The following is a 26,207-nucleotide window of genomic DNA, read 5'->3' as shown; positions in this document are numbered from 1 at the left end:
AAACCGGGTCCGATGACGATATGCAGCACATCATCGGACAAGGTGGTCACAAAATGCACATCGCTGCTGCTGAAATGGTTGGAACAAAAAATCTTCGGACCGCTTGGAAGCTCGCACTCCTGCCAGGTTTGGAAATCGTAGGAGAGTGCGAGAATGATTTTCACCACCTTGCGGTAGGTGCGATGTAAAAAGAGGCGAAACACATTCATGGTGATGAGGCCTTGTAGGTAGGAAGCCAGAGCATCCGATTCAGGGTCGGATCGTACACCTGATGGGCTTTGATATCATACACATTCTCAAGAAGGCTTTCGGTGAACACCGTTTCGGTGGAACCGTATGCGACAACCTTTCCTTGTTGCAGCACCAACGCTGTTTGGCTGTAAATCTGCACCAGCAAGAGATCGTGCAATACACATACTACCGTATAGCCTTTCTCCACCAAACGGCAGAGCAGTTCCATGATCGAACGCTGATGCTTGACATCCAGATGGTTGACCGGCTCATCGAGCAACAGAATCTTTCCCTGTTGGCAGAGGGCGCGGGCCAGCAGGACGCGCTGTAGTTCGCCTCCGCTTAGTTCGGTTACCAGCTTGTCCTTGAGATGCACGATATCGCATTCCAGCAAGGCTTGTTCAACGCTGTGGTTGCTGTCCTCACCCCCATAGGCATATCGCCCCATGCTGACTGCTTCGGTGACAGTGAAGGCATAGTCGAGCTTGCCGTTCTGGGCGACAAAACCCAGTTGCTTTGCCAGATCCTTTTGACTGAGGGAAGCCACGTTGCGACCTTCGACCAAGACGTTTCCTGCTGCAGGCTTCAAATGTTTGTAGATGAACTTGAGCAACGTCGATTTGCCGCTCCCATTGGGACCTGTCAGAGCGATGAACGTGCCTCTTGGCAGCTTCAGGTTCAAATCTTCAAAGACAGGATGGGTGTCATAGCCTCCACCCAGGTGTGAAAACTCAAGGCTATCCATAGAAGTACCTCCCGCGGTGAAGCAGGTAGAGGAAGAGGGGAACACCCAACATGCTGGTTATGATTCCCACTGGAAGTTCTCCCGAGGGAAGCAGAATCCTGGAAATGGTATCGCTGGCAAGCAGAAGCAAGCCGCCGAGCAGGCTCGAGGGAAACAACAGCTTCTGATGCTTGGGGCCGATTATCAGGCGGGTGGCATGGGGTGCCATCAGGCCGATGAAGCCGATGACTCCATAGTAGGATACGCATAAGGCGGTGGCAAAGGAAGCAAGCAGCAAAAAAAGCAGGCGGGTCCTTCTCACGGAAAGTCCTCCCGCCCGTGCTGAAAGCTCGTCAAGCAGGAGCATGTCCATGCTCTGGTGATTCAAGGAGAGTGGAATGAACAAGATGATCCATGCAAAAAGAACAACAACAACTTGCCCATAGGTGCTCGATGAGAAGCTTCCCAAGGTCCAGAAAAGGATTCTCTGGTATTGTTCCTTGTGCAGGAACATGAGCAGCGTCATTGCAGCGGAGAGAATGTAGTTCACCGCAACACCGGTGAGCAGCAAGGTGGTGCTGCTGCTTTTGCGTCTGGAGGCCAGGGCTACGATGAAAAGCGTGGTTCCAAGAGCACCAACCAATGCACTCACAGGCAGCCCCAACAGCGGTGCAAGGCCGATGAAGAGGGCTACCGCCACACCGAAGGATGCTCCCGAACTGATGCCTAAAATGAAGGGATCGGCCATGGGATTGCGCAACGCCGCCTGGAAAACCGCTCCGCTGAGCCCCAGGATTGCACCGGTAAGAAAGGATGAGAGAATTCTGGGAAGCCTGAGCTGAAGGATGATATATGCTTTATTGGCGGATGCGCCTTTTCCCAGCAGGATGGCCACGGTGTCGGAGAGCTTGATGTTTGAAGGTCCCAAAGTCAAAGAGAGGAGCATGAGGGCCAAGGCTGTGCCTGCCAGGACGGGGACCAGCATCCGCTTCATTGCGCCTGCTCCTGATGGATGAGAACAAAGAGTTCTGCAAGCGCCTTGGCACTGCGGGGGCCCTGCCTGCTGATGAGGTCTGCATCGAAGAGCCTGATGCTGCCGCTGAGGTCGGCATACGGCTTGGTAGTGGTAAATTCCTTGAGCGTCTGTTCTCCCGTCTCTCCCCATCTCGGGGATAGCAGAATGACCTGCGGATCGTGGGCCATCAACAGTTCCTTGCTGTATGTCCAATTTTGGGCATCATCGGCAATATTGATCCCCCCTGCAAGCCCGACCATCTCGCTGAGAAATGTATCTTTGGTTGCACTTGAATCGAACGAACCAAAATCCAGGACGATATATACCGTGGGTTTTGGCAAAAGTTCTGTTTTCTGTACAATGGTACGAACATCGTTTTGCATGTTTAGGATCATCAATTCACCTTCCGCCTGTCTGCCGACCCTGTTTGCTATCTCACGAATGAGGGTATAGGTACCTTGAAAATCCTGTTGTGTTTCGAGGGCAAGTACATCGATACCGGCTTTCTGTACGGAAGAAAGAAATTGTTCCGGTACAAAAGCACTGCTGATGACAAGATTCGGTTCCAGCGAAAGCAGAGTCTCAAGCGAAGGGTTGTACAACGTACCCACCGAAGGAAGGGCGGCAGCCTCTTGAGGGTAGTTGCAGTAGTCGCTTCGACCGACCAGCAATGATCCGGCATCCAAGGCATACAAGGTCTCCGTTACATTGGGAGAAAGGCTGACGATCCGCAAACTCTCTTGTTGTACCGGTTGTTCCTGGGCTCCTCCCGCTGCCAGACGGGGGATGACAAGACAGAGAAGCAGTGAGAAAACGAGAAGCAGGTGCTTGAAAGAATTGCTGTGCATAACGCCCCTTGTATCACGGGCATGGAACATACCCTGACCTATACTCCGTAGGCCGTCGGAAATTATCCAATGTCAGGTCTCCTGGCTCAGGCATACCCAGAATCTGCGACTTCCCGCATGCATTGCAATGCAGTGTCTTTTTCAGCAGATTCCCAGCCTCTACAGTGGCGGGACCGCAGGGGCTTGAACCCCTTTCCCTTGGCATGGACAAGCCTATCCTACGGAGTTGTTCATCCATCTGTCAAGAGTTGCCGTGGTTGACCACAACCGACCTCTATATTACTATCCGGCCTATGAAGTACAACCAAATTGAGATCTATACCGATGGTGGGTGCCTAGGCAATCCAGGTCCCGGCGGGTGGGCGTATGTATTGAAGGCTGATGGTGTTTTTGAGAAAGAGGCCAGCGGAAATGAACGGAACACCACAAACAACCGCATGGAACTCACCGCGGTAATCGAGGCGTTGAAAGCGTGCCAGGCGCTCGGCGCTGAGGCAATTGTGATCAACACGGACAGCCAGTATGTGAAGAACGGCATCACCGGTTGGATCAAGAATTGGAAGGTCAACGGTTGGCGGACGGCTTCAAAGGATCCGGTGAAGAACAAGGAGTATTGGGTGGAGCTGGATCGTCTTAATGCAAGTCTTCCCGTCCATTGGAACTGGGTGAAAGGCCATGCAGGCATCGAGGGAAATGAGCGGTGCGACCAGTTGGTCCGCCAAGCGATGGAAGGCCTGGTATGAAAGGCCGTGATGTGAAGCTTTGGGACTTGTACCTCTCGTTCTTCAGAATCGGCGGGCTCACCTTCGGCGGCGGATATGCCATGCTTCCCATGCTTCAGCGGGAGGTCATCACCAAACATGGATGGGTGACCGAGGAAGAAGTGCTGGACATCTATGCCATCGGCCAATGCACACCGGGCATCATTGCCGTAAATACCGCTACGATGATCGGCTACCGCAAGCGGGGCATCCCGGGAGCAATCGTTGCGACCTTGGGGGAAGTGAGCCCATCGCTGATCATCATCTCCATCTTGGCAACGGTCCTGTTACATGTGCAGGATATAATCTGGGTCCAACGGGCGTTTGGAGGGATCAGGGTCGCCGTATGCGCCCTCATAACCCAATCGGTGATTACCCTCGCCAAGAAAAGCCTGATTGATGTTCCCACCATCCTGCTCTATCTGGCCGTAGTGATTTCTACGTTCTTCTTTGCCCTTTCCCCGATTCTGATAGTCCTTTTCGCCATCTTTTTCGGCCTCTGCGTGCAGGCAGTGAAACGGAGGGCCTCATGATATATCTTCAGTTGTTTTGGGAGTTCTTCAAAATCGGGCTCTTTTCCATCGGCGGAGGTCTGGCAACCCTGCCGTTTCTCTATGCGCTTGCAGAAACCCATCCTCATTGGCTGGCAGCCAAACAAATAGCCGACATGATCGCTGTCAGCGAATCGACCCCTGGGCCGATCGGCATCAACATGGCGACCTTTGCAGGATATCAGGCGGCTGGATTGGCCGGTGGCTTGATCGCCACCTTGGGTGAAATTACGCCCAGTGTCATCATCATTATCTTTATTGCTCGTTTTTTGGGAAGATTTGACAAGAACCTGTATGTCAAGGATGCGTTCTATGCTCTCAGACCTGCAGTGGTCGGCCTGATCTCGTATGCCGGTCTGATGTTGTTGTCGGCAACGGTTTTTCCCGATCAGGGGTTCAAGTTGAAGGAAGCCGTACTGTATGCAGTTCTTGTTGTTCTGGTGTTGCGGTTCAAAAAGGTGCATCCCTTGCTCTGGATTGTCCTCGGAGCTAGTGCGGGCCTTCTGTTTGTTCTTCCTTCGTAATAAACGAGAGGGCGCGTGCATACCAACTTTCTTTGCCTGCAAGCTGACTGAGCACAGCAAGGGCCCGCTTCTCATAAGCTTTGACATTGAGTAAGCCAAGGGCGAGACGTTCTGCTGTTTCTCTCTCGTTCCAGCGAAGCGCTGCTTCCATCACCTCGGCCTGTGTTTCATAGGAGCCCGGATCGATGGCAAACAGGCGTTCATACGTTTCCAACGCTTTCTTGTACTGTGATTGTTCACTATAGGCTTGGGCCTTGAGAAGCAAAAAGGAGAGGTTGAAGTCAAACTCACCAAAGGCTTCTTCGCTGAGTTTGACCACCCTCTCATAGTCCCCCTCCAAAAAGAGGGACAAGAGATAGTTGTATCGATACGTGTGGTTGTCCTTGTCTTTCCCGCTTGCCTTCGCAAACGATGCACCGGCTGCCGAAAAATCACGGGCCATGAGTTGCTCATACCCCTCGGATGCAAGCCTTTCTGCCTGATAGGACCGGCAGGAAACGAGCAACAGTGAACAACCTAGAACCAGCAGCAACAGCTTTCTCATTAGTTTTCCAGTACAGTCTTCTCAATCTCCCTCACCTGTGAACGGTAGAGGTTGGTGATGGAACTGCCATAGTCGGCGATGAGCTGGATGATGTTGCGGGGGTTGTCATGCTCATCCTTGCCGTTGAGACGATCTCCGGCGTCACCGAGGCCCGGCAATATATAGGCGGCATCGTTGAGCACAGGGTCCATCCACAGTGTATAGACCTCGGCACCCTCGATGGCGCGTGCAATGCGCAAGGATCCCTTGAGTGCACTGATGACGTTGATGAATTTCACCGACTTGGGCTGTATCTTGTTGTCCTTCAGATATTTGACGATTGTTACCAGCGATCCGCCGGTGGCATTCATCGGGTCGGCAAAAATCAAGTCCTTTCCATCCAGGGATGCGAGATCGAAGTAGGATTTGTCCAAATCGAGGAAGTAATCCATGTTGGACTCCTTCTTTGAATCGTCACGCTTGATCTTGAACAGTGCGAACGGGGTGACAAAGTCGTTTGAAGAGTACTCCTGAATCTCCTTGCTGAGAATCATGCTCGGCAGAAGGGCGCCTCTGAGCATCACGCACATGACACTGTTGTGAATGAAAGAGTCAACATCGGGAATCCGGTGTACTGCATAATTGCGTACCGGATCGGTCACCGGAGTCTTGGTGATGATCGATCGTTTGGTGGGTAGGGCGGCATCGGCATAGACATGGGAGAAGAGCATCTCGTAGGCACGCTGGATGTAGTACAAGAATTCTTCATGTTCGGTTGATGGATCGCGCAGCTTGGAGATAAGCCGGCTTGCCTGACCATGCTGTTCCCGAGGTGTCTCAAACGAGTAGACGTGGATGTTCGGCTCCTCTTGGCAGATGTTTTTCAGAAAGCGACCAATCTCACCGGCGCTTCCAACCAATCCTTTCCGAGCTTCCTCAAGCTGCATCACATCGCTGGCTGTCTCTAAAATGGAACAGTAGTGAACAGACTTCTTGTAGAGTTCATCGGCATGGGCGATTTTCTCTTTATCTGTTTCCTTGAGATACCCGTCAAGGTCTGTGGCATGAAGGACAATTTTATTCATCAGTGCTTTTCTCCTGTATCGATAGGGATTCTACCCGATGCCTGCGCTTTATACAAGGAAAGAGTGAACCCTTGGCACAAGCAGCTGTCACCGTTTTTTGCATCATCTCTCGATATTTTCTGCAGCAGTGGTGCAAAAATGGGTCGATTATGCTAGCATGGTTGCATCTTCTGTTGTGAGGTGAACCATGAATCTAGTATTTCTCGGCCCTCCGGGTGCCGGAAAAGGGACCATAGCGTCCGAAGCAAAGAATCACTTTGACATCCCCCATATCTCCACCGGGGATTTGTTTCGCAGCCACATCAAGGGCGGCACCGAGTTGGGAAAACAGGTACAAGCTATCCTGGCAAGCGGCGAACTCGTTCCTGACTCCGTCACCATCGCCATGGTGGAGGAGCGTTTCAAACAGGACGACGCCCAAAAGGGTTTCATTCTAGACGGTTTTCCCAGGACCATCGCCCAGGCGGATGCCCTTGCGAAAATGAAGAAAGTGGATAAAGTGGTGAATTTCGTGCTCGACCGGCAGCAGATAGTTTCGCGTCTCAGCGGAAGGCGTGTGTGCAAGTCAACGGGAAGGTCCTACCACATTCTCTACAATCCTCCCAAAGTCGAGGGAATCGATGATGAGACCGGTGAAGCGTTGATCCAGCGTGATGACGACAAACCCGAAGCGATACTCAACAGGCTTGCAGTCTATGAGGCTCAGACTGCACCTCTTATCGAGTACTACCGGGCGCGTAATCTTCTGCTTGACATTGACGCATCTCCCTCACCCCAAGAAGTGCTCTCTGCTTTGATCGAGGCTCTGGGCAAGTAGGTTACAGCCTTTTCAGCGATTCCCGCCTGATGATGCGGTAGGGGATTTCCATATGGACGCTCTCCAAGGTCTCCTTGTTGATCATCGTAAACAAGGCTTCTGCGGCGAGGCGTCCCTTTTCTTTTGCAGGCTGGTCGACGGTGGTCAGCTGCGGTACGATGTAAGAACTCTCATCTATGTTATCGAACCCTACTATGGAAATGTCATCGGGAACACGGAGTCCTGCCTGGTTGCATGCAAGGATGCAGCCGATTGCCACAATGTCACTCATGGCAACCACGCACGTCGGCCTGTTCTCCAATGCAAGGATGGTTTTCCCGATCCTGATCCCGTCCTCCATCGTGCACTCACTGACCAAAACCTGTGATGCATCCAGGGCAAGACCGGCTTCAGCCATGGCCCTGCGATAGCCGCGCATGCGTTTATTCGGTACACTTTCCGCCTTGGCCGGCGATGCAAAAGCATCCTCTGAAAGACTGACAAAGGCGATATTTCGATGACCGGCTTCCAAAACCATGTGCATCATCTCATAACAAGCCTGCTCGTCGTCGATATTGACGCTGGGCATCTGCGCATCGGGCGTGCCGTCAATGGTCACATAGGGGAGAAGGCGGGTCTGCATGACCGAAACGATTTCCATTTCCACCTGCATGCCCATGGTGATCAGTCCGTCTACGGCGGCGTTGCGCACCGCCTCGGTGATGCTCTTGTGCAGCGGGGGGATGAGGGTGAGGGTGTAGCCGTACTTTTCACAGACGTTGCCGATACCCAAAACCACCTGCAGCGTATAGGGGTTCTGCAGCGAGAACTGTACAACCTGGGGCAGGAGGAAACCGATGCTCAGATGACGGCGCAGCGAGAAGTTTCTCGCCATGGGGTCGGGGATGTAACCCAGTCTCTCGGCGGTTTCAAGAATCTGGCGGCACGCTTTCTCGCTGATTCGGGAAGGGGCGTTGAATGCAAAGGAGACCGCTGTCTTTGAGTACCCGCTTTCACGGGCTATATCCTTGATCGTCGGTCGCTTTGATACTGTCGAGTTCTCTTCCATTTTCATTCCGCCCTAATAGATTCACGTATCCTGGCACAATTTGTACACCAAGGAAACCGTACCGGTTGCATCTGGGAACATGATTGTATACACTCATACTAAACCGGTTTTCCTCATCAGTCAACGGTTAAGAGAGGCAGCCTATGGATTCGAATGCTTGGAAACGTGGAGTGGACAGTACCGTCTCCTCCGTCTATGTAGAGCCGCTGTTCCCCAAGAAAGGAGAGCAGGTGACCATACGAATACAAACCAGGGCGTCCGATCACCTGCTTGGCGTGCGACTGGTCAGTTTCCAGCTTGGCAGGGAGAAGCAGGTTGTCATGCAAACCGTGCAGACATCTCCGTATTGTCTCTATGAGGGCTCGATTCAGATAGTGGATGAACTCGTCTTTTGGTACTTCTTCCTGGAAGCCGAAGACCGTGCGTATTCCTATAGTGTTGCAGGCTTGAAAGCCTCGGTGCCCCCTCTGCGGGAGTGCTTTTCCCTGCGCCCCGACCTTGAGGAGGTTTCGTGGGTGGGCGGTGCCACCTGTTATCAGATTTTCCCTGACAGGTTCAAGAAAGGAGGAGAGCAGACCGGAGCGAAGCCGAACGAATACGCCTTTGACGGCGGGACGGTGAGTGTGCACTCCTTTGATGAAGAGCCGCTTGAATATGAGGACGGGCGATGTCTCGATTTCTTCAACGGTGATCTACAGGGCATCGAGGAGAGCATCGACCATTTCAAAAAGCTTGGCGTCGATACGTTGTATCTGAACCCGATCGGCAGGTCGCACACGACACACCGTTATGACTGCATTGACTTTTTTCATGTCGATGAGAAATTGGGAGGTGATGAGGCGTTTGCACAGCTATGCAAGGCGTTGCATGACCAGGATATGAAAATCATCATCGACATCTCCATAAACCATACAGGAACCGAACATCCCTGGTACAAGCGGGCTCAAGCAGATCCAAACAGCACGGAAGCAGGCTTTTACTACTTCAATGAGGATGGTTCGGCTTCATGTTGGCAGGATGTCCCCACCTTGGTGCAGCTCAACTACACCAGTGAAACGCTGCGTGATGTCATGTATCGATCACCTGATTCGGTGATGAGATCCTTTTTGAGGCCTCCTTATCTTCAGGACGGCTGGCGCCTGGACGTCGCCAGTGAAGTTGGAAGAAGAGGCAAGGACCAAATGTGTGAAGAAATCTGGAGGGAAGTACGCAAGGCGGTGAAGAAAGAGAACCCGCAGGCGTATCTGGTAGGTGAGGATTGGGTTGATTCCACACCGTTCTTGCAGGGCGATATGTGGGATGCAACCATGAATTATCTGGGAAGCAGCCGTCCTATGCGGTCGTGGATGGGGGAGACCGACCGGTATCTGACGAACGGATGGGGTCATCAGCCTGCAAAGACACGTCCTTTCACCGGGACGGAGTTCGCCCAGGCTTTGCAAAGCCACTTGACATCCATGCCTGCCCAAATGCTCGGCATGCAGATGAACCTTATCAACAGCCACGATACCCCCAGGCTCTACAACAACAGTGAACTGTTCAACTGGCCGTTGTATCGTGGACTGCTCCGTCTCTTATACCTGCTGCCGGGAATGCCCAACATCTATTATGGTGAGGAAATTGCGCTAAAAGGACCGTATGGCTCGGTTGAACGTGCACGATATCCCATGCAGTGGAATGAAGCAGCGTGGAATCATGACTTTCTCGACCTCTATATCCAACTGGGAAGCTTGCGCAAACGGTATCATAGGACATTGAAGGAGGGAAGCTGGTCGATGCTTGCCAGCGGCGATCAGTATCTGGCTTTTGCCAGGTATGACAGCAAGCTTGCCCTTGTGTGTGTACTCAGCCGTGCAGAAACCAATACCACGGTGAGCATTTCCAATTCCATGCTCTGCCTCTCTGAATTGGTAGAGAGTATGGGTGGGGATGTTGGTATCGGATCTGAGCACATGCAGGTCGACCTTGGTCCCTTTGAATCCATGCTGTTTGTTGCAAAACGCTGACATTCATCTTCGGAATGCAACAAATATGTGAAAATGTGTTGCATCCTGCTTGCTTTCTTTCCGTATTCTGGTCACAATGGATTGCCAAAACCCTCTCAGGAGTTCCGTAATGGCCTACATTTTTGACGAACCATCCAGAACATTCAGTGAATACCTGCTCGTCCCAGGATATTCGGATACCAAGTGCATACCTGCAAACGTTTCGTTGAGGACCCCGCTGGTCAAATATCATAAGGGCGGGCAACCCTCCTTGCACCTGAACATTCCCTTGGTGAGCGCCATCATGCAATCAGTCAGCGGGGAACGGATGGCCAAGGCGCTGGCAAGGGAAGGGGGCTTGAGTTTCATCTACTGCAGCCAAAGCATTGAGGACCAGAGTGCGATGGTGGCGAGGGTCAAATCCTTCAAGGCGGGTTTTGTCCCCTCCGATTCCAATCTCCGGCCCGAACAGACGCTCAAGGACCTGATCGCCCTGAAACAAGCAAAAGGGCATTCTACAATCGCCGTCACCGATGACGGGAGTGCCAACGGCATCCTGCTGGGAGTAGTCTCATCTCGTGATTGGCGGCCGAGCAGAATGAGTGAAGACACCCCTGTTTCCTCATTCATGACCGGTTTTGAACGCTTGGTCTACGCCCGGGAGGGTGTGACACTCTCTGAGGCGAATGACATCATCTGGGAACATAAGCTGAACAGTCTGCCGATTGTCGATGAGTCAAACCGCCTTCGCTTCTTTGTATTTCGCAAGGACTATGAGAGCCACAAGGAAAATCCGAATGAACTGCTGGACAAGCAGAAACGATATATTGTCGGTGCCGGCATCAACACCCGCGATTATGAAACCCGGGTTCCGGCACTGGTGAAAAGCGGGGCCGACGTGCTGTGCATCGACTCTTCGGAAGGTTTTTCAGAGTGGCAGAAGCGCACCCTTTCCTGGATCAGGGACAAGTACGGCGACTCCGTCAAAGTCGGAGCGGGCAATGTGGTCGATCGCGAAGGATTCCTGTTTCTTGCAGAGAGCGGGGCCGACTTTGTGAAGGTCGGCATCGGCGGCGGCTCGATTTGCATCACCCGTGAGACAAAGGGAATCGGCAGGGGACAGGCGACCGCCCTGATTGAGGTCGCCAAGGCCAGGGACGAGTACTTTGAAAGAACCGGTGTGTATGTACCGATTTGCAGTGACGGAGGCATAGTGCATGACTACCACATGACGCTCGCCCTTGCCATGGGAGCCGACTTCTTGATGCTTGGCAGGTATTTCGCCCGGTTCGATGAGAGTCCGACCGAGAAGGTGAATGTCAAGGGCTCCTATATGAAAGAGTATTGGGGAGAAGGATCTGCACGGGCAAGGAATTGGCAACGATACGACCTTGGCGGGGACGGAAAGCTGAGTTTTGTCGAGGGTGTCGATTCCTATGTTCCTTATGCAGGGCCGCTGAAGGACAATGTGCAGCTGTCGCTGGGCAAAATCACCTCAACCATGTGCAACTGTGGAGCTTTGAGCATCAATGAGCTGCAGCAGAAGGCCAGGCTGACGCTGGTCTCCTCCACCTCGATCATTGAAGGCGGGGTACACGATGTCTTGCTCAAGGATTCCAACGATATTCCCAAAAAGTAAGATTCTTGCAACACATAAGCTCGATGTTCTCAAGGCTGAAGGGGAGCATTGGATTCGTCTGCTTGGCTGCTTTGCGCGCTTTTCTCTTCCTGTCCGGCAAGAGGGGAGGTTGTGGTTTCCATCTCCTTGAACCTGTCATGCATCGGCCACAGCTTCATCCAAGCCCATTGCAGACAATTGACTCTAGGCGGTTGACATCACTTCAACCTTTATGATACGTTCACTTTCGTCGGCCGGATAGCTCAGCGGGAGAGCGGTTGCCTTACACGCAACTGGTCGGGGGTTCAAATCCCTCTCCGGTCATCAACGTACCTTCGGGTACGTTTTTTGTTGTATGACGTTGCCTCTCTGTTTGAGATTGGGTATAGTGTCCTAGCGAGGTTTGGCAATGCAATTAGATCTGCTCATCTGTTATTTCTTTTGCTACGCTGTCATTGGGTATATTATAGAGGTGCTCTACTGCTCTTTCTATGAAAAGCGGCTGGTCAACCGTGGATTCCTGCATGGCCCGTATCTGCCGATCTACGGCTTTGGTTCACTGATCATCCTGCTGCTTTTCCAAAACAAGACCACCCATCCGCTTCTTGTTTTTGTCCTTACCTTCATCCTGACCAGCATGCTCGAGTATGTGACAAGCTATTTGCTTGAACGCCTGTTCAACGCAAAATTGTGGGATTACAGTACGTATCGCTTCAATCTTCACGGCAGGGTTTGCCTGCTCAACTCAACCTTGTTCGGTCTCTTGGGATTGCTCGTGATCTACGGCATACATCCATTCGTATCGGAAGTGATTCAAAGCATGGAGCCTCGTCTTCTCAATACGTTGTCCACCGCAATCGTGGTGGTTGTCAGCATCGATGCCACCAGCTCCGTTTTCCAGATGGCCGCCTTCCAAAAGCAGCTTGGTGACTTCAGGCAGAAAGCAAAGGAAATCGAGGAGCGGCTTGGTCTGCTCAAACTTTCCGGCAACAAGCATCTGGAACAGCTTGCACTCCGGCTGGATGAAGAACTTGAGGAACTGAAGTTGCGTTTTGATTCAGCATCACGGAGAATATTGGATGCATTCCCGTCGATCACCAGTTCCAATGAAGAAAAACGCCTTCAGTTTGAGAACCTGAAACAGCATGCAAAAGAGTGGAGGCAGCTACGCAAGGCATTTACGAGGAGACATACAAAACGTGACTGATTTACAGAAGAACCACCAAGAGCTGCTGGCAGAACTGGAAAATGCAGCGCTCGCCTATGGAAGAAATCCTTCTGAAATCACCTTGATGGCGGTGAGCAAGACCCATCCGTTTGCGGCTATGCAGGAGCTTTATTCGTGCGGCCAGATGCTGTTCGGCGAGAATCGCGTACAGGAAGCAGAGCAGAAGCTGCCTCTTTTGCGCCCGGATGGCATGAACATACATCTGATCGGTCATCTGCAATCAAACAAGGCGAAAAAAGCTCTTGAACTTTTCGATGGGATCGATAGTGTTGATTCGCTCATGCTGGCACAGAAACTCGAAACACTCGCTTCCAAGCCTGTTCCCATCCTCCTGGAGTTGAAAACTGCTCCTGAAGAGAGCAAGAGTGGTTTTGAAAACGAAGATGCATTGTTCCATGCCTTGGATGAGATAGCCTGCTTTTCCAAGCTCAAGGTGCAAGGCTTGATGACCATCGGTCCCCTCTTGGGCAATGAGAAGGAGATACGCCGGTCTTTCTCGTTGTTGCGCACAACCTCCATTCGTGCAAAACAGCGATTCCCCCATCTTGATTTCTCCGTGCTGAGCATGGGAATGAGCTCTGATTTCAAGTATGCCATTGCTGAAGGTTCCACGCTTATACGGGTTGGTACCCGCCTGTTCGGAAAAAGGGAAGGGTGATGCAAAAATTCGTTCTTACACTTTGCTTGGTTGTATTGTGTGCCTCCCTGCCGCTGGCCGCCGAGCCGCTGAAGGACTACGTTCCGTATGAGAAGGATGAGTTTCCTCTCTTCACCTACAAGCTTCGCCGCGCGGAGACCTTGTTTCTTGGATCGCTTGTGATTACCTTGCCTGTTGCAATGCTGGTGTACTCGGCCGCCCGGAAAACCAATTTGGTTCCCCCTCCGGGCAGTGAGTTGCAATCGTTTCTGGTGCAGGGTGGAATCGCAGCATCGCTGTCTTTGGGCATCAGCATAGCCGATTTCATCATCGGCGAGATGGGGGACAGGTGATGGCGACCCAAGAAAAAACGCTCAAGTTGGTTGTTGGTGCAATCCAGGAGCCGAAACGAATCGATGCGTATACAGCCTCACAACAAGAAAGTGTTTCCCGTTCGCAGCTATCCGACGAAAAGACCCAATTTTTCCTCAATGGCAAACCGGTAAAAAAAAGTCGCTTGGTCAAGGAAGGGGATGCAATCGAGGTGCACTACTGCGAGGAGTGCTTTGAGGGCATTGTTGCAGAGGATATTTTGCTGCATGTGCTCTACGAGGACCAGGATATGCTCGTCATCAACAAGGAACAGGGCATGGTTGTGCATCCGGCGGCAGGCAATCATGAGCATACCCTGGTCAATGCGCTGCTGTTCCGGTACGGCCAGGATTTCTCCCCATCGCTTGAGGACGATGAAATGGATTTCGACCTTGCCCTGCGTCCGGGTATCGTCCATCGTCTGGACAAGGATACCAGCGGGGTTTTGGTGATTGCCCGCAATCGTCAAAGCCATCGGAATTTGAGCCAGCAATTCAAGGACCGGACGACACGTAAGATATACATAGCCCTTGCCAAGGGTGTTTTCAAGGAGAAAACAGGATCCATCAGGGCAAACCTCAAGCGTGACGCCAATGACCGGAAAAAATACACCATCTGCAGCTCCGATGAGGGCAGGGAGGCTCGGTCCGACTTTACCGTACTCAGGCAATATCGGGATTTCGCGCTGGTTCGCATTGAATTGTTTACGGGACGAACCCATCAAATCAGAGTGCATTTCAAGTCCATCGGGCACCCGCTGCTCGGCGATCCGCTCTATGGGAAGCCGGAAGGCTTGACGCTGATGCTGCATGCACTCATCCTTGAGGTTTCCAGTCCTTCAAGCGGGAAACGCATTCGCTTTGTCGCACCGATGCCCGAGCGATTCAGGACCCTGCTTGCTTCTACTCCTCGTCCCTCCATTGCTCGCGTTCGGTCTGGATCGTTCCCAACTGCAACAAGTCGTGATTGAACATCCGCTCGATGCGGATTTTTGTTGCAGTCCCATGACCGGGGAAAATGAGGGAGTTCTCATCCAAGCCCATCAGTCGCTGGTTGATTGAATTGATCAACAGTGTTTGCTCCCGGTAGCCGGGCGTAGATCCAATTCTTCCACACATCAAGGTGTCGCCGGTGAACAGTGCATGGTCGATTTTATAGACCATGCTGTCAAGCGAATGGCCGGGAACATGAATGACTTCAATTTCCATATCGCACAGGTTCAGAATCTGCCGATCCTCAACCGCCTGATAGGCAAAATCGTATGAGCTGAAGGATGATCCATGCACGCTGATGTCATAAATCTTATGCAAGGTTCCCAACCCTTCCCTATGGGAGAGATGGCGGTGGGTCAAGAGAACGTGCTTGAGTTTGTAGTTGTTCGATTCGATGAGATTGATCAGTTCCAGGTCGACATGACCGGGGTCGATCAGCAACGCTTCGCCGTGCTTCTTGGACGCAACCAGATAGGTGTTGCAGAAACCCACTACGGAAAAGTGCTGATATATGTTCAATTTCAATGGCGGGTCTCCTCATAGTTGGAATAACGGAGCGAGACACGCCTCTGGTCGGTGTGTAAGAAGTCGGCTTTTTTCAGGTTGCAATCCTCAAAGGAGGTATCCCTGAGGTAACTTGAGTTGAAGGTGGAAAAATACAGGTCGCAGTCGTTGAAATTGCAGCGATATGTATCCACACCGCAAAAGTTGGTATGGATGATGATCGAGCCCGAGAAGTTGCAATCGATCATCTTGCTGCCGGAAAAGACAGTGTATCGACTCAGGATGCCGTTGAAAGTGCAATGATCGAACAAGCAGAAATCAAAAAAGGTATTGATCAGCGTGGTATGGGAAAAATCTACGTTGCGAAAGGTGCACCATGCCAGGTTGGATGCAATGATCTCTTTCTTGGGGAGTTTCAAGTCCTCGAATTCACTGCCTGTAAGGGAGAAATCAACCATGCTTGATTCACTTTGCAGCAACTGGATGCACCGTGATTGGAGTTCCTCTTGATTGGGCGAGTGTCGAAAACAAAACGGTCCGTCCTCACAGATATAGGTGCGGCACCCTGGGTGTGCGCAGGTCATGAAATTGAACATAGCTTAACAGTATCAAATATGCTTAGGTTGTCAAGAGAAGGTTTTGTGGATACAGTACATTCGGGGAGTACATATGGAGCAACATGCCGGCCTGGTTTGCAGGGGAATCAACAATATCTATACGGTTGAGGAGAAAGATGTTTCTTATTTGTGCCGCATCAAGGGCAAGCAGCTTTCCCAAATCACTGACGAATACAACCCGCTTGCCGTGGGGGATATGGTCAGCTTTGTTCCCACCAATGCCAATGAGGGGTTGATCCTCGACCGACTTCCGAGGCGCAACAGTTTTCAACGGTGGAATGCAAAAGGCGGCTGCAACCAGACCGTTGTCGCCAATATGGATCTGATTGTCTGTGTAACCAGTGCCGACACCCCTCCGTTCAGGCCCCGGTTCATTGATCGTGTCATCGCCTGCTGCCAGGATGTCGATGTCATGATTGTCATGAACAAGTGTGATTTTCTGCTTACCGAGGATGAGTTCGAGCGGTTCAAGCTCTACAAGACGCTTGGCTACAAGGTACTTGGGGTGAGCGCCAAGACAGGTGAGAACATCGAAAAGCTGTACCAGGAGCTGGAAGGGAAAACCGTTGCCTTCGTCGGCCAGAGCGGGGTGGGCAAGTCGACCTTGATCAACACGCTGTTGGGCAGCGATCAGCGTACCAGCGAAGTGTGTGAAAAGTATAACCGCGGAAGGCATACCACCAACCATTCGCTCTTGATAAGCGGCCCTACGTTTACGGTGGTCGACACTCCCGGGGTTCGTGAAATACAGGTGCCCCATCGGGATAAGGCTGCCTTGCAAAAGGCATTCGTCGAGTTTGCCCGGTATGCCGAGCACTGCGAATATGAGATGTGCCTGCATCAGGATGAACCGGGTTGCAAGGTGAAAGAGGCGGTTGAAGCGGATGAGATCCACTACGACCGGTATGAGAGTTACTTGAGGATGCTTGCCTCCCTTGACGACAAGACTCCCGTATGGGCGGGCAAGAGTGACCGGTCGAATTCCTGGCGTACGAGAATGGATAAGGATGAATCAGAAGAGTATTGAAGAACTGGGTTTTCACCAGGTGGTTGCACAGATAGAGGCGCATGCGCGCTCGGAGGAAGGACGGGATTGTTTGCTTCATCTTCCGTTTTTGACCGAGCATGAAGCGCTTTGCAGTCGGCAGGAAGAAATTGCAGGCTTCATCAAGCTGCTTGGTGCTTCTTTGGGAGGTTCGCTTCAGACATTTCCATCGATCAAGGCTTCCCTGCAGATCATCAACAATCCGATCAAGGCGTTGGAAGGCAATGATTTGGTGGATATCGCCCACTATATTGCCAATGCAGAACTTTTACAGGAGTTTTGCAATCAGGCTCTTGAGGATGGAATAACGTTTGCATGCGTGAAGGACTTGATGGGAGATTCATTCGATGCAACGTTGAGGCAGGTCGGCGCCCATATTCTTGAGGTGCTCGACGAGTCGGCTCAGGTCAAGGAGTCCCATCCGGCGTTGAGACACCTGCGAAAGGAAGTTGAAGTCCGCAAGAATGAACGTTCACGATATTGCAGCCAATTCATCCACAACAATAAGGAAGTAGTGCAGACAGACCAGGAAGCCCTTCGGGATGGACGGCTGGTAATACCGGTGCGCAGTGACCGCAGGGCCGGTGTGCAGGGCTTCATCACCAGCAGTTCGGCAACCGGCAACACAGTCTTCATGGAACCCTATCCCTTGGTGGAGATGAATAACTCGGTAGTCATGGCACAGAACCAGATTCTCATTGAGATTGCCAAGATCTTGAAACAGCTCAATGACGAAGTTGCTTCCTGCCGGAAGGAACTTGCCGACCTTGCACAGCGGGTGGGCCGGACTGATGCGCGGCTGTCCATCGCAGAGTGGGCGCTGCAGATGCAATGCTGCCGTACTGATTTGACCAAGTCCCACTGCACCTTGCTCAAGGCCCGTCACCCGCTGCTTGGAAAGAAGGTCGTTCCCATCACCATGCAATTGGATTCACAGATCAAGGCGGTGGTTATCAGCGGGCCGAATGCGGGAGGCAAGACCGTCACCATCAAGACGGTCGGATTGTTTGCATTGCTCAATCAATTTTGCGGCTATATTCCAGCACAAGAGGGCAGCACCCTGCCGATTTTCGATGATGTGTTCACCGATATCGGCGATGAGCAGTCCATTGAGCAGGAGCTCTCCACCTTCAGCGGCCACATGAAGCAAATCGCGTATGTGCTCTCCCATATGACTGAACGTTCGTTGGTGATCATGGATGAGCTGGGAAGCGGAACCGATCCGGTTGAAGGTTCGGCGATAGCGAGGGCAACGTTGGAGTATTGCCTGCAAAAAGCAGCGTTGACTTTGGTTACCAGCCACCATGGGGTGCTCAAGCAGTTCGCCTACGCCAAAAAGGAAGTGATCAATGCTTCCATGGAGTTCGACGAGAACTCTCATGTGCCCACCTTCAGGATCATCCAGGGGCTTCCTGGTGAAAGCCATGCCCTTGATACCGCCCGGAAGATGAAACTTCCGCAACAGGTTTTGTCCATGGCGGAACAATACCTGGGCAGCGAGGCTGTACAGATTGGAACGATAATCAAGGACCTGGAAGCGAAGAGGCGCGATCTTGAACAACAGGAAAACGCCATGCATAAGCGGTATCTGGCACTGCAAAGCGAAGTGAAAGCGATGCAGTTGAAGGAGTTGAGGATCAAGCAGCGCGAGGCCCAACTCAAAGAGGAGCAGTCCACCGAGCTGGCCCGGTTCATGTACAAGAAGCGCAAGGAGCTGGAAAATCTTGTTGCCGAGCTTCGAACCGGGGAACTGACCAAAGAGAAGACCAAGCAGGTGAAAACCTATATTGAAAGCCTTTCACAGAAGTTGGAGGAACAGCAGGAACAGCTGCAGCAATTCGAAGATGAGATCGAGTACTTGAAACCTGACGCTGCACAGCAATTGGAAGTGGGGATGGATGTACTGTGCGGCAGTGCAAAGCGGGAAGGCAGGATATTGGAAAAGAAGGGCAAGAACAGTTTTGTCGTCGCTATCGGCACCATGCGCATGACCCTCCCTGCTTCCCAGCTTTTTTTGCCCAAACGTGTGGAGCAGAAAGTATCGGTGCTTTTTCAGAGCAGTGCACCCGAACCCAAGTTGGTGCTCGATGTCAGGGGCATGATCCTCGAAGAGGCCTTGCGACTCTTGGACCAGCAGATTGAAAGTGCATTGGTTCATGGCATGAGCATGTTTTCCATCATCCATGGATACGGTGACGGCATCTTGAGCAAAGGTATCGCAGGCTATCTGAAAAAGCATCGCTCGGTCCAAGACTTCCGTTTCGCCATGCCTGAGGATGGGGGGATGGGCAAGACGTATGTTATGCTTTGATTCAATACCGCTGAAAGGGAGCCTCGAACATAAAATGATGAGCTTTCTTGCACTTCTGTTTTTGTAATGGTACGATACAAAGCAGTAAAGGAGTCAACGTGTATGTCCGATTATATGAATGGAACGGGTATTCAATACCATCTGCATATCAAGGAAGGCGATGTAGGCCGCTATGTAATCCTTCCCGGTGATCCCAAGCGGGTTCCGCTCATTGCCAAATACTTCGATGAGGCTGTGTTGGTGGCTGACAACCGCGAGTACGTGACCTACACCGGATTCCTGGATGGGGAGAAAGTTTCGGTAACCTCCACCGGAATCGGGGGGCCTTCGGCTTCCATCGCAATGGAAGAGCTGTTCAAATGCGGCAGCGACACCTTCATCCGCATGGGAACCTGCGGCGGGATTGCGCTTCCCGTAATGGGAGGTGATGTGGTTATTGCTACCGCAGCTGTACGTATGGAAGGAACCAGCCGGGAGTATGCCCCGATTGAGTTTCCTGCGGTTGCAAGTTTTGATGTCGTGCAGGCTTTGGTCGAGGCTGCCAAACAACTGGGAAAGCGCAGCCATGTGGGGGTGGTGCAGTGCAAGGACTCATTCTACGGCCAACACGATCCGGCCGTCATGCCGGTCAGCTACGAGTTGATCAATAAGTGGGAGGCCTGGAAACGCCTGGGGGTGCTTGCAAGCGAGATGGAAAGTGCCGCCCTGTTTGTCGTCGCCGCCCGCTTGGGAGCCCGGTGCGGCAGCGCCTTTTCGGTTGTCGGCAACCAAGAGCGTGAGATTCTGGGTATGGACAACCCCAAGCTTCATGACACCGAGGATGCCATACGGGTGACCGTGCAGGCGTTACGCAATCTCATCGTTTCCGATCGCAGGCAGGCCGGCTTCTGATCGTTCGCGTTTGGCTTGCAATATAACGGAAAGGGGATAGGGCGGAAAGTGATACCCTGCCTTTCCCAATTCTGCAAAACACTTGCTTGCGTGATACAGTTCATAGGTTCCGCAGAATGGATACTCTTTTCCGAGTTTTCCGAGCTCTCCGAGGAGAGTCAACAGCTGTTCGTTCGTAAGAGGGCATATGTTCAAAAATTTGCTTGCACCCAGCTTGAGTCTGCCTTGTATGACACATTGCATGCTGTGTGGTACAAGCAGGTAATCGATCAGTATGCAATCATGCATTTCCATCCATACTTGACCGGCACGCAGTCGATGCCATGCCTCATCTGCTGTAGTGAACAACCTTTGTTGCGATTGATAGGTGAGTGAGTAATACATCCGCCTCCTCCTGAAGAGACAGATGCAAAGTGCCCTCTTTTGCTTCAATACATCAGATTGGATTGTGCAAGCAGCCGTTGGGTGTGTTCAGCCAGCAGTGCCTGGAGGTTCTCATCTTCCGATGCCTGGATGTAGGCATCGATGCTGAAAAGCTCGAGGCCGATGGACTCATATTCCTGTTGCAATGCTTCGTTCTCATATGTCCCCAGATCGAGAGAGAAACGGATGCGCTGGATATCGGTGGCAATGTCTTCGCTTCCTACGAGCAGGCTTCGGTTGTTCTGAAGGTTCTTGATCCGGATCAAGCCGCGTACTTTTTGATTGGTAAACAAGTGGGAGTATCGTTCATTCACAAGCATGCATGCATGGTATCAAATGAATCTCATGTATGCAAACCATCCATGCATCCGGGTAATCATTCGTGTGACTTGCAACAGATATTCGCCGTGAGTTACCATATTACCATGCTTTACTTCAGAAAAATCTGCAGAAATAGGTTGAATTTTCTGTACCATTGCTGGATAATTGGCAGAGTTTGTCCAGAAGATAGGGGTTTCTTGTTTGATTGCACAAGTCGGCGTTATCCCGTATCATTATGCACACAGTAGAAGGTAGGAGATCAGATGGCTCAACAAATTCAAGATTTGGTTGCTTCCATCCGCAAGGATGGGATTGAGGTTGCCCAAAAAGAGGCTGCTCAGATTATCGCTGATGCGAAGGCTCAGGCTGAAGGTATAATCAGGGAGGCGAAAAAGGAAGCTGCTTCCTTGCTAGAAAATGCCCGGAGGGAAATCGACACCCGTGACCAGAGTGCACGATCGAGCCTGCAACAGGCCTGCCGGGATGTACAGCTCTCCCTCAAGAAAGCCATCAGCGACCAATTGGACAGACTTCTTGTCGCACAGGTGGAAAAGGCCTATTCATCAAGTGACTTGGTCGGCCTGATAGCAAAGGTTGTTGCATCCCTGAGTGATGTGAAGGATTATGAGGTACAACTCAATCAGAAGGACTTTGATGCACTTGCCAAAAATCTTGCCGGAGCATTGAGTTCCGCCATAAAGAACGGTCTTGAGATCAAGGCTGTTCCATCAATTACGTCCGGCTTCAGGATTGCTGAGAAGAACGGTGCTTCATTCTATGATTTCAGTGCAGAGGAGACGGCAGCGCTGCTCAAGCCATTCCTCTCTCCTGCAATTGAAAAAATCGTCTTCAGTCAGGCGAAGTAAGGAGACAACGTGGCTTCCTACTATTATCTGGTTGCGACCTTGCCGACGTTGCGCTTGGATGGGCCGCTTTCATTTTCGACCGACACCTTTCTTGGGCTTTGCAAGCCGCTTGTCAGTGAACATCACTACCGCCTGCTATGCAAGGCTTTGAGCGGTGAGCCTTCTTCCCATCCTTTTTTGAAGGCGTATCAGCACTTCGCATCGATGGTGAACAAGGAGTTGGTGGAACAGCGAAGTCGAAAATTGTCGCTTTCCGATCCTGTGTATCGCAATGATGGTGACAAGGAAGGAAGAATCAGCGATATCGTACGTCAGGCTCTTGCCCAGGATAATGTATTGGAAGCGGAAATGCTCTTGCTTGCATTGCATTGGAAGTTCTTGGACGAGCTTGCGACCTTGCATACTTTTGACATCGAGGCTCTCTTGGGTTTTGCACTCAAGCTGAAACTGCTTCAACGAAAGAGTCTCTTTACCCGTGAGGAGGGAAATGCCGAGTTCAAGCGTCTCTTCTCCAATATTCAAACTGAAATAGCGAACAATTAGTGGAGTTTGATATGGCAAATACAAGTGGACGTGTTCTGGGCGTCAATGGAAACATGGTAACGGTCGAATTCGACAGCGCCATCTCCAAGAATGAGGTAGGGTATATTCAGGTCGGTTCCGACCGCCTCAAGGGCGAGGTTATCCGCATCAATGGGAACACCGCCGCCCTTCAGGTTTTTGAAATGACCAACGGCATCAGTGTAGGAGACAACGTTGAATTCACTGATGAAATGTTGAGTGTGTCCTTGGGACCCGGCCTCCTGCAACAGATTTACGACGGCCTGCAGAATCCGCTTCCCCAGCTTGCCGAGCAGTGCGGATTCTTTCTGCAGCGCGGTGTCTATCTTGATGCCATCCCGAATAAGAGCTGGGATTTCACCCCCACGGTCAAGGTTGGCGATACACTCTATCCCGGCGACACCTTCGCAACGGTTCCTGAAGGGTTGTTCACCCACCAGATCATGGTGCCGTTCAATCTCGCCAATATCCCGTACAAGGTAGTTTCCATCAAGAAGAAAGGAACCTATGGGGTGCGCGACATCGTCTGTATTATTGAAGACGACAAGGCCAACAAGAAAGAACTTTCCATGGTCTTCACCTGGCCAGTAAAAAAAGCCATCAAGTTGTATGAAGAGAGACTGCGACCCGATGAGACGTTGGTCACCAAGATCAGGATCATTGATACCTTCCTGCCTGTCGCCAAGGGTGGCACCTATTGTACGCCCGGTCCTTTCGGGGCGGGAAAGACGGTTTTGCAGCACATGACCAGCCGCAACGCCGATGTTGATATCGTCATCATCGCCGCCTGTGGTGAACGTGCCGGTGAGGTTGTAGAGGTATTGAAAGAGTTCCCTGAACTCACCGACCCCAAAACCGGTAGATCGTTGATGGAACGAACCATTATCATCTGCAATACTTCCTCCATGCCCGTAGCCAGCCGCGAGGCTTCCGTCTATACGGCAGTAACGATTGCAGAGTATTACCGGCAGATGGGTCTGAACATTCTGCTGCTTGCCGACTCCACCAGCCGCTGGGCCCAGGCCATGCGTGAGATGAGCGGAAGGCTTGAGGAAATCCCCGGTGAGGAAGCTTTCCCCGCATATTTGGAAAGCAGAATAGCCGAGTTCTATGAAAGAGCCTGCAAGGTACGCCTCAAGGATGGGCGAATCGGTTCGGTAACCATCGGTGGAACGGTCAGTCCTGCCGGAGGCAACTTCGAGGAGCCTGTCACCCAGGCCACCCTGAAAGTAGTCGGTGCATTCCACGGCTTGAGCCGGGAGAGAAGCGACGCACGCAAATACCCGGCCATCGATCCTCTTTCCTCATGGTCGAAGTATGAGGGTGTCATCAAGGGGAAAAAGGTGGAGTATGCTCGAGGCATTCTCTTTAAAGGAAGTGAGATCAACCAGATGATGAAGGTGGTGGGTGAGGAAGGTACTTCCATTGCAGACTACGTCACCTATCAGAAGAGTGAACTCCTCGATGCCTGCTATCTCCAACAGAACTCCTTCGACCCGCTCGACTCCTCTGTTCCTGTTGAGCGACAGTGTTATTTATTCGATTTGTTGTTCAAGGTATTGGCAAGTGAATTTGCCTTTGATGATAAAAAACAAGTTCGTTCATTCTTCAATACGATCAGACAGCACTTTCTTGACTGGAACAACGTTCCTTTCGAAGGCGAGCGCTTCAAGCAAATCGAGAAAGAGATTGTGACGCTCTACAAGGGCAGGCAGGTTGCCATTGATCCTGATGCCGAGAAGCTGATCTAAGGGGTTGCAGATGCAAAAGGTATATTCAAAAATTGAATCCATTGTCGGAAACGTCATCACCGTTCGTGCCAAAGGGGTGCGCAACAGTGAACTAGCAATAGTAACTACTGGTACTGATCAGAGTTATGCTAATGTTATCAAACTCGACAATGATCTGGTTTCCCTGCAGGTTTTCAGTGGTGCCCAGGGAATATCGACCGGGGATCAGGTGCGTTTTTTGGGAGTTCCGATGCGCGTTTCCTACACCGAAAACCTCTTGGGGCGTGTATTCGACGGTACCGGTACGCCGCGTGACAACGGACCGAGTCTGACCGACAACATGATCGATATCGGCGGTCCTGCGGTCAATCCTGCCAAGCGCATCATCCCCAGGAACATGATCAGAACCGGTATTCCCATGATCGATGTGTTCAATACGCTGGTCGAGAGCCAGAAGCTTCCGATTTTCTCGGTAAGCGGTGAGCCGTACAACCAGTTGCTTGCAAGAATCGCCATGCAGGCTGAAGTTGACCTCATCATTCTTGGCGGCATGGGTTTGAAGTTCGATGACTACCTGTTCTTCAAGGATACGCTTGAAGCCAGCGGTGCCATGAGCAGAACAATCATGTTCATCCATACGGCAAGCGACCCGACGGTTGAGTGCATGCTGGTGCCTGATATGGCCCTTGCAGTAGCTGAGCGGTTCGCCCTTGATGGAAAGAAGGTGCTGGTCCTGCTTACCGATATGACGAACTTTGCCGACGCCATGAAGGAAATGGCCATTACCATGGATCAGGTTCCCTCCAACCGAGGATATCCGGGAGATTTGTACAGCTCGCTTGCCGCCCGTTATGAGAAGGCTGTTGACTTTGAAGGTGCAGGCTCTGTTACCATTTTGGCTGTCACGACGATGCCCGGTGATGATGTAACGCACCCGGTTCCCGACAATACCGGCTACATCACCGAAGGTCAGTACTATCTCAAGGGCGGCCGCATCGAACCATTCGGTTCCTTGAGCCGTCTCAAGCAACAGGTAAACAAGGATACCCGTGACGACCACCGTGCCCTGATGGACGGCATGATCAAGCTCTATGCCTCCTACAAGGAGTCGGTGGAGAAGAAGTCCATGGGCTTCATGATGACGGAATGGGATGACAAGCTGCTCAAGTACGGTCGGTTGTTTGAAACCAAGTTGATGGATTTGAGTGTGAATATTCCTCTCGAGCAGGCTCTGGATCTGGGCTGGGAGATTCTCTCCCAATGTTTCGAACCGAATGAAACCGGTTTGAAGAGTGACCTTATCCTCAGCCGCTGGCCGAAGAAGTTGAACGACTAAGGAGCTGGCATGGCCGTCAAACTGACGAAGAACGAGCAGAAACTGCAGAAAGACCGATTGAAGCAATTCCAGCGGTATCTGCCAACCCTGCAGCTGAAAAAGCAACAGCTGCAGATGGTCATCAGGCAGATTGAGACTGAGGTTGCTTCTTTGAGGGTGAAGCAGGAAAGGCTGGTTCAGGATATGCAGAGCTGGATTGCCGTCTATCATGAAAACACGGCCTTCAGTGCTGAAAACAAGGTAGAACAGCTGGTGAAAGTCGACCGGGTGGTTCGGACCAAGGGCAATATTGCCGGAGTGACCATTCCTGTTTTCAAGGAATTGACCTTCATCCCCATCTCCTATGATTTGCGCGAGTATCCGCTTTGGGTCGACAAGGGACTGGAGAGTCTTCGGGATTGTGCACGGTACGATGCCCTGATTGCAACCTTGGAACAACAGATCAAACTGCTCGGAAGGGAGTTGAGAACCACCAGCCAGAGGGTAAACCTCTTTGAGAAAGTGAAGATTCCTGAAGCGAAAGAGAATATCAGACGCATCGGGATTTACCTTGGCGACCAGCAGACCGCTGCCGTCGTACGGGGTAAGATTGCAAAGAAGAAACTGGTGCAGGGGGCCTGATATGATAGTACCAATGAAAAAA

General features: G+C 51.7%; 28 protein-coding genes, 1 tRNA gene, 1 pseudogene and 1 riboswitch. Of the genes and pseudogenes, 19 read left to right on the top strand and 11 right to left on the bottom strand.

Features of this window, described 5'->3' with window-relative positions:
* The 4 genes and pseudogenes from B3K89_RS13070 to B3K89_RS13055 form a co-directional block, all read right to left on the bottom strand.
* Positions 1-209 (bottom strand): annotated as a pseudogene (locus B3K89_RS13070) (1-acyl-sn-glycerol-3-phosphate acyltransferase); the annotation flags it as partial.
* Positions 206-976 carry an ABC transporter ATP-binding protein gene (locus B3K89_RS13065; RefSeq protein ID WP_293896511.1) on the bottom strand — a complete coding sequence of 257 codons (771 nt, stop codon included), beginning with the start codon at positions 974-976 and terminating at the stop codon, positions 206-208. The gene B3K89_RS13065 and the pseudogene B3K89_RS13070, both read right to left, overlap by 4 nt.
* Entirely contained in the window at positions 969-1,949 is a 981-nt protein-coding gene (locus B3K89_RS13060) for a FecCD family ABC transporter permease (RefSeq protein WP_293896508.1), read from the bottom strand. Before B3K89_RS13060 ends, B3K89_RS13065 begins: the two co-directional genes overlap by 8 nt.
* Positions 1,946-2,818 (bottom strand): ABC transporter substrate-binding protein, encoded by an 873-nt coding sequence (locus B3K89_RS13055; RefSeq protein WP_293896505.1) that lies wholly within the window; start codon positions 2,816-2,818, stop codon positions 1,946-1,948. The genes B3K89_RS13060 and B3K89_RS13055 overlap by 4 nt, the downstream gene beginning before the upstream one ends.
* A 54-nt stretch (positions 2,819-2,872) precedes the next feature.
* A riboswitch (cobalamin riboswitch) is annotated at positions 2,873-3,072 on the bottom strand.
* 39 nt (positions 3,073-3,111) lie between these two features.
* Between B3K89_RS13055 and rnhA the strand changes: the two genes are divergently transcribed.
* From rnhA to B3K89_RS13040, 3 genes are read left to right on the top strand one after another with little or no spacing between them, the layout of a single operon-like run.
* On the top strand, positions 3,112-3,561 hold the full coding sequence (gene rnhA, locus B3K89_RS13050; RefSeq protein WP_293896502.1) for a ribonuclease HI: 450 nt from the start codon (positions 3,112-3,114) through the stop codon (positions 3,559-3,561).
* On the top strand, positions 3,558-4,112 hold the full coding sequence (locus B3K89_RS13045; RefSeq protein WP_293896499.1) for a chromate transporter: 555 nt from the start codon (positions 3,558-3,560) through the stop codon (positions 4,110-4,112). Before rnhA ends, B3K89_RS13045 begins: the two co-directional genes overlap by 4 nt.
* Entirely contained in the window at positions 4,109-4,654 is a 546-nt protein-coding gene (locus B3K89_RS13040) for a chromate transporter (RefSeq protein ID WP_293896496.1), read from the top strand. The genes B3K89_RS13045 and B3K89_RS13040 overlap by 4 nt, the downstream gene beginning before the upstream one ends.
* On the opposite strand, the gene B3K89_RS13035 is transcribed toward B3K89_RS13040, so the two are convergent.
* Both B3K89_RS13035 and B3K89_RS13030 read right to left on the bottom strand, forming a co-directional pair.
* A complete protein-coding gene (locus tag B3K89_RS13035) occupies positions 4,620-5,198 on the bottom strand; it encodes a tetratricopeptide repeat protein (RefSeq protein ID WP_293896493.1) in 579 nt (192 codons plus the stop codon). The genes B3K89_RS13040 and B3K89_RS13035 overlap by 35 nt on opposite strands.
* Positions 5,198-6,262 (bottom strand): uracil phosphoribosyltransferase, encoded by a 1,065-nt coding sequence (locus B3K89_RS13030; protein ID WP_293896490.1) that lies wholly within the window; start codon positions 6,260-6,262, stop codon positions 5,198-5,200. The genes B3K89_RS13035 and B3K89_RS13030 overlap by 1 nt, the downstream gene beginning before the upstream one ends.
* 187 nt (positions 6,263-6,449) lie before the next feature.
* On the opposite strand from B3K89_RS13030, the gene B3K89_RS13025 reads away from it, so the two are divergent.
* Positions 6,450-7,079: an adenylate kinase gene (locus B3K89_RS13025; protein ID WP_293896487.1), complete on the top strand. Its 630-nt coding sequence runs from the start codon at positions 6,450-6,452 to the stop codon at positions 7,077-7,079.
* 1 nt (position 7,080) lies between these two features.
* Here B3K89_RS13025 and B3K89_RS13020 read toward each other — a convergent pair whose 3' ends face one another.
* Positions 7,081-8,127 (bottom strand): LacI family DNA-binding transcriptional regulator, encoded by a 1,047-nt coding sequence (locus B3K89_RS13020; protein WP_293896484.1) that lies wholly within the window; start codon positions 8,125-8,127, stop codon positions 7,081-7,083.
* Positions 8,128-8,270: 143 nt separating this feature from the next.
* On the opposite strand from B3K89_RS13020, the gene B3K89_RS13015 reads away from it, so the two are divergent.
* The 7 genes from B3K89_RS13015 (at position 8,271) to B3K89_RS12985 (ending at position 14,937) form a co-directional block, all read left to right on the top strand.
* Complete coding sequence (locus tag B3K89_RS13015; RefSeq protein WP_345907522.1) at positions 8,271-10,133, top strand: glycoside hydrolase family 13 protein; 1,863 nt, start codon at positions 8,271-8,273, stop codon at positions 10,131-10,133.
* 109 nt (positions 10,134-10,242) lie between these two features.
* The gene (locus B3K89_RS13010) at positions 10,243-11,751 is read left to right on the top strand and encodes an IMP dehydrogenase (protein WP_293896478.1); all 1,509 of its coding nucleotides are present in this window, start codon (positions 10,243-10,245) and stop codon (positions 11,749-11,751) included.
* Between the two features lie 231 nt (positions 11,752-11,982).
* Positions 11,983-12,054: transfer RNA gene (locus B3K89_RS13005), tRNA-Val, on the top strand.
* An 85-nt stretch (positions 12,055-12,139) separates the two neighbouring features.
* Positions 12,140-12,937 (top strand): putative ABC transporter permease, encoded by a 798-nt coding sequence (locus B3K89_RS13000; RefSeq protein WP_293896475.1) that lies wholly within the window; start codon positions 12,140-12,142, stop codon positions 12,935-12,937.
* Positions 12,930-13,616, top strand: a complete 687-nt coding sequence (locus B3K89_RS12995) for a YggS family pyridoxal phosphate-dependent enzyme (RefSeq protein ID WP_345907521.1) — start codon at positions 12,930-12,932, stop codon at positions 13,614-13,616. Before B3K89_RS13000 ends, B3K89_RS12995 begins: the two co-directional genes overlap by 8 nt.
* The gene (locus B3K89_RS12990) at positions 13,616-13,948 is read left to right on the top strand and encodes a hypothetical protein (protein ID WP_293896469.1); all 333 of its coding nucleotides are present in this window, start codon (positions 13,616-13,618) and stop codon (positions 13,946-13,948) included. The genes B3K89_RS12995 and B3K89_RS12990 overlap by 1 nt, the downstream gene beginning before the upstream one ends.
* Positions 13,948-14,937: an RluA family pseudouridine synthase gene (locus B3K89_RS12985; RefSeq protein ID WP_293896466.1), complete on the top strand. Its 990-nt coding sequence runs from the start codon at positions 13,948-13,950 to the stop codon at positions 14,935-14,937. The genes B3K89_RS12990 and B3K89_RS12985 overlap by 1 nt, the downstream gene beginning before the upstream one ends.
* Here the strand turns inward: B3K89_RS12985 and B3K89_RS12980 are convergent.
* Both B3K89_RS12980 and B3K89_RS12975 read right to left on the bottom strand, forming a co-directional pair.
* The gene (locus tag B3K89_RS12980; protein ID WP_293896463.1) at positions 14,870-15,484 is read right to left on the bottom strand and encodes an MBL fold metallo-hydrolase; all 615 of its coding nucleotides are present in this window, start codon (positions 15,482-15,484) and stop codon (positions 14,870-14,872) included. The two genes, B3K89_RS12985 and B3K89_RS12980, sit on opposite strands and share 68 nt — an antisense overlap.
* On the bottom strand, positions 15,481-16,047 hold the full coding sequence (locus tag B3K89_RS12975) for a pentapeptide repeat-containing protein (protein ID WP_293896460.1): 567 nt from the start codon (positions 16,045-16,047) through the stop codon (positions 15,481-15,483). The genes B3K89_RS12980 and B3K89_RS12975 overlap by 4 nt, the downstream gene beginning before the upstream one ends.
* Before the next feature lie 85 nt (positions 16,048-16,132).
* Here B3K89_RS12975 and rsgA point away from each other — a divergent pair, with 85 nt between their 5' ends.
* The 3 genes from rsgA (at position 16,133) to udp (ending at position 20,327) form a co-directional block, all read left to right on the top strand.
* Positions 16,133-17,107 (top strand): ribosome small subunit-dependent GTPase A, encoded by a 975-nt coding sequence (gene rsgA / locus B3K89_RS12970; protein WP_293896457.1) that lies wholly within the window; start codon positions 16,133-16,135, stop codon positions 17,105-17,107.
* On the top strand, positions 17,088-19,436 hold the full coding sequence (locus tag B3K89_RS12965; protein WP_293896454.1) for an endonuclease MutS2: 2,349 nt from the start codon (positions 17,088-17,090) through the stop codon (positions 19,434-19,436). The genes rsgA and B3K89_RS12965 overlap by 20 nt, the downstream gene beginning before the upstream one ends.
* Before the next feature lie 102 nt (positions 19,437-19,538).
* On the top strand, positions 19,539-20,327 hold the full coding sequence (gene udp, locus B3K89_RS12960; protein WP_293896451.1) for a uridine phosphorylase: 789 nt from the start codon (positions 19,539-19,541) through the stop codon (positions 20,325-20,327).
* Here udp and B3K89_RS12955 read toward each other — a convergent pair.
* Together B3K89_RS12955 and B3K89_RS12950 are read right to left on the bottom strand one after the other, a co-directional pair.
* On the bottom strand, positions 20,283-20,711 hold the full coding sequence (locus B3K89_RS12955) for a hypothetical protein (RefSeq protein ID WP_345907520.1): 429 nt from the start codon (positions 20,709-20,711) through the stop codon (positions 20,283-20,285). The two genes, udp and B3K89_RS12955, sit on opposite strands and share 45 nt — an antisense overlap.
* A 44-nt stretch (positions 20,712-20,755) precedes the next feature.
* A complete protein-coding gene (locus tag B3K89_RS12950; protein WP_293896448.1) occupies positions 20,756-21,070 on the bottom strand; it encodes a hypothetical protein in 315 nt (104 codons plus the stop codon).
* Between the two features lie 264 nt (positions 21,071-21,334).
* On the opposite strand from B3K89_RS12950, the gene B3K89_RS12945 reads away from it, so the two are divergent.
* From B3K89_RS12945 to B3K89_RS12925, 5 genes are read left to right on the top strand one after another with little or no spacing between them, the layout of a single operon-like run.
* Positions 21,335-21,937, top strand: coding sequence for a V-type ATP synthase subunit E (locus B3K89_RS12945; protein ID WP_293896445.1), 603 nt, complete (start codon positions 21,335-21,337; stop codon positions 21,935-21,937).
* 9 nt (positions 21,938-21,946) lie between these two features.
* On the top strand, positions 21,947-22,480 hold the full coding sequence (locus B3K89_RS12940; protein ID WP_345907519.1) for a DUF2764 family protein: 534 nt from the start codon (positions 21,947-21,949) through the stop codon (positions 22,478-22,480).
* Positions 22,481-22,491: 11 nt separating this feature from the next.
* Positions 22,492-24,249 (top strand): V-type ATP synthase subunit A, encoded by a 1,758-nt coding sequence (locus B3K89_RS12935; RefSeq protein WP_293896439.1) that lies wholly within the window; start codon positions 22,492-22,494, stop codon positions 24,247-24,249.
* A gap of 10 nt (positions 24,250-24,259) precedes the next feature.
* Positions 24,260-25,564, top strand: coding sequence for a V-type ATP synthase subunit B (locus B3K89_RS12930; RefSeq protein WP_293896436.1), 1,305 nt, complete (start codon positions 24,260-24,262; stop codon positions 25,562-25,564).
* Positions 25,565-25,573: 9 nt separating this feature from the next.
* Complete coding sequence (locus B3K89_RS12925) at positions 25,574-26,185, top strand: V-type ATP synthase subunit D (protein ID WP_293896433.1); 612 nt, start codon at positions 25,574-25,576, stop codon at positions 26,183-26,185.
* The last annotated feature ends 22 nt before the right edge of the window (positions 26,186-26,207 follow it).

It is taken from the genome of Sphaerochaeta sp. UBA5849 (assembly GCA_002432715.1).
Classification (GTDB): Bacteria; Spirochaetota; Spirochaetia; order Sphaerochaetales; family Sphaerochaetaceae; genus Sphaerochaeta.
Note: the sequence above shows the minus strand (reverse complement) of the source record. Positions and strands in the feature narration are given on the sequence as shown.